Origin of the sequence: Streptomyces sp. NPDC090499, from assembly GCF_044769305.1 — a bacterium.
In the GTDB taxonomy this organism is placed as follows: Bacteria; Actinomycetota; Actinomycetes; order Streptomycetales; family Streptomycetaceae; genus Streptomyces.
Map to the genome: position 1 here is coordinate 1 of NZ_JBIVXP010000050.1, position 2,762 is coordinate 2,762.

Annotated in this window: 3 protein-coding genes and 1 pseudogene; 2 read left to right on the forward strand and 2 right to left on the reverse strand. The window is 68.9% G+C overall.

Annotated elements, in window-relative coordinates:
* Positions 1 to 320: 320 nt before the first annotated feature.
* Both ACIQVL_RS51485 and ACIQVL_RS51490 read right to left on the reverse strand, forming a co-directional pair.
* Positions 321 to 941 carry a hypothetical protein gene (locus tag ACIQVL_RS51485; RefSeq protein WP_403479307.1) on the reverse strand — a complete coding sequence of 207 codons (621 nt, stop codon included), beginning with the start codon at positions 939 to 941 and terminating at the stop codon, positions 321 to 323.
* 42 nt (positions 942 to 983) lie between these two features.
* The gene (locus tag ACIQVL_RS51490; RefSeq protein ID WP_403479309.1) at positions 984 to 1,262 is read right to left on the reverse strand and encodes a hypothetical protein; all 279 of its coding nucleotides are present in this window, start codon (positions 1,260 to 1,262) and stop codon (positions 984 to 986) included.
* A gap of 525 nt (positions 1,263 to 1,787) precedes the next feature.
* Between ACIQVL_RS51490 and ACIQVL_RS51495 the strand changes: the two genes are divergently transcribed.
* Positions 1,788 to 2,207: a hypothetical protein gene (locus ACIQVL_RS51495; protein WP_403479308.1), complete on the forward strand. Its 420-nt coding sequence runs from the start codon at positions 1,788 to 1,790 to the stop codon at positions 2,205 to 2,207.
* 340 nt (positions 2,208 to 2,547) lie between these two features.
* Positions 2,548 to 2,762, forward strand: a pseudogene (locus tag ACIQVL_RS51500) (ISL3 family transposase); the annotation flags it as partial.

Here is a 2,762-nt window from a genome sequence, read left to right on the forward strand (position 1 = left end):
GGCCCTGTTCTCATGCCCGCGGCCAGCTGCGATCACCCGATCGAGACTCCCGTTCGACGCACACCCCTCAAGATCGGAACGACAACAGCGTCTTAGGGTCACCGCGGCGGCGCTGTGAGACGTTGCGGTCGGCCCGGCCGCGGTTGTCTGGTGCGCTGTCTCTGCATGGGCGGGCGCGCCGACGGCGACGCCACCCACCAAGGTGGCAACGTACGCGGCTAACCCTATCCGCTGGTACAGAGCCTTCGGCATGGTCATGTCCCTTTCCGTGGGCCGCTCGGAGTGGCTCTTCGTTTGAGAGCCTGGCGCCCTCGTTGCGGTCACGTCGTCGAGTTCAGCGCCCGGGGGATTGAATGTGCAGCCGGTTTCATCACTCTGATCAGCGGCTGCACCGCAGGCCACAGGTCTGCGTGGGGCCCCTGACCAAGTTCCGATAGATGCATGACGTTGAGTACGGCGCCGATCCGCGGGCCGTCACAGATGCTGGGCGCGGTCAGTCCGTAGGCCGCGCCATGCACTGCTCGTCGCTGCTGGCGTCTGATGACGAGTAAGCCAGCGGCGTTCTTCCCGGTCTCGGGGCACAGGGCAGAGCGGTCACGGCGGCCAGACCCCACTTGCCGCAAAACAATAGAACAATAGTCGGCGATGTAGCGGTGCATTCCGGCAGTCAGGTGGGTGTTGAGGTTGTCCCAGACCAGTACGATCGGGCCGCCGAGCTGCTGGTGGGCGGTCTGGATCAGGTCGCGGTAGTCCTTCCAGGAGAAGCTTTTGCGCCCGTCGGGCCGGGCGTCCGGGCAGGGCCGGTAGATAAGCCGCGAGGGTTCACCGGTCTTGTAGCAGGCCAGGGCGGCGACCGATAAGCGGCGGCGGGAGCGGCCCCGGACGCGGACCACAGGGGTGTGGCCGCGGCGGGACCAGGTGCGGGTGGTCGGCGGCGTCATCGAGAGGTTCAGTCAAGATTTTCGTGAAGCGGTGACGGAGCGTCATGCGAGGAGGACCCGCTTGCGCAGGAGTGGTAGCGAGGCCTGTCCGTACATCTGTCGTTTGAGCATCTTGATCCGGTTGACGTGACCTTCGACGGGGCCGCTGCTCCAGGGCAGAGTAAGACCGGCGGTGGGGTCGGCGAAGGGCCGGGCGAGGTCGCAGGTCCGGCTGATGGCCGGGCGGGCGAGCGGGACCTGAAGCAGCCGCTTGTGCTGGCTGTCGGTGAGCGTCTCCCGGGGCCGCATGGTCCAGGTGGTGGTCTTGCGGGGTCTGGGCATGCGGACCGGTACCGGTTTGGCGGTGCCTGCACGGAGGGCGGTGAGGTGTTTGCGGACGGCTTGGCGGATGCCGCGGTAGCGGCCGGCCCGGCGTACACGGTGATGGCCGATGCGATGGCGCTCGCCTGCCCCGGCCCCGGGTGCGAAGGCCGGGGTCCCGTTGCGAGGCCGCGAGAGAGGTGACGGGGGTCTGCTTGAGGCTGTCGGCGGCGCTTCGGCAGGAGCCTGTCTCCTCGTGGTCGTCCGGGCCGGCGCTGTGGAGGCTGTTCATGCGGAGGCCATGGGGCAGGATGCACTCGGGTGGCTTGGCATGAACTCCCTGCCCACGGGGGCAGGGGTGGCGGCTGTTGCCGAGACGGGACCGCTGTTCGACGTGATACCGGTGAGTAACTCGGGCTGGCAGGACTGATGCTGAACGTTTCGGACCTTGAACGCGTGTTGCAGGGGCTGCGGGCGGTGCGTCCGGCTGCGGTCCGCCGGGTTGACTGGCCTGGCCTGGAGCGCTCGTTGGGGGTCGGTCTGCCGGTGGATTTCAGGGAGTTCGCCGAGGCTTACCCTGCGGTCGAGGTCGACGGGTTCCTCCGGATCTGGAGTCCGGTGCCCGGAGGGGAGAAGGAGTACGTCGAGGGCGTGCGGTACGGCCTTGACGTCCTGCGGGATCTGCGGGAGTCCGGTGACACCGGGGGCTACGCGGTCTACCCGGAGCCGGGAGGGCTGCTGCCGTGGGGTGAGTCGCTCGAAGGTGATGTCTTCTACTGGCGCACGGCCGGCCGGGATCCCGGGCAGTGGCCGGTGGTCGCCGGCGGGCGCAACGGTGCCTGGTGGGAGTGCGCGGGAGGCATGCTCGCGTTCCTGGTGGGCGTGGTCGACGGGACGGCGGAGAGGGCCGAACTGCCCGACGGCGTACTGGGTCCGGCCGCGTCGGTGGTCCTGCTCGGCTCGTGAGGCGGGTCGGCCTCGGCCAGCGCCGAACTGTTTTTCGGGCAGGAGGGGGGTTCTGTCTCGTTGTCTTCGGCGGTCCGTGCGCCGCGGGCCTTGCGGGTCGTTGGCTTCGGTGGCCGGGCGGGGCTCCGGTGTCTGCCGACCGGCCTCGGTTCGCCGCAGCGGTCGCAGGCCGTCGGTCAGGCCCGCACGATCCGGCGGCCGGTACGGTCCACGGGCTCGCTGCTTCGGAGAGGTCGAGTCCTTCGGCTTCGCGGGCTGTCTGAACCTTCTGTACAAGTACGTCAACCTAGGCCGCGCGGACGCCGACCGCAGCCATGTCCCGTCACGTCGGCTCGCCCGGATGCTGCTGACCAGGCCCGACAGCCTCGAGGCCGGGCAGCACGAACTCCTGGACGAACTCACCGCCGCTTGCCCCGAGATGACCCGACTGGTGTCAGGCATGGGGTACTTTGCCTTGCTCCTTAGGCCACATGCCGGCAGCCCCGGTGCGCTCACGCGTTGGGTCGTTCAAGTCCGGACAGGTGATCTGCCCCGCCTGTATGCCTTCGCCCGGGG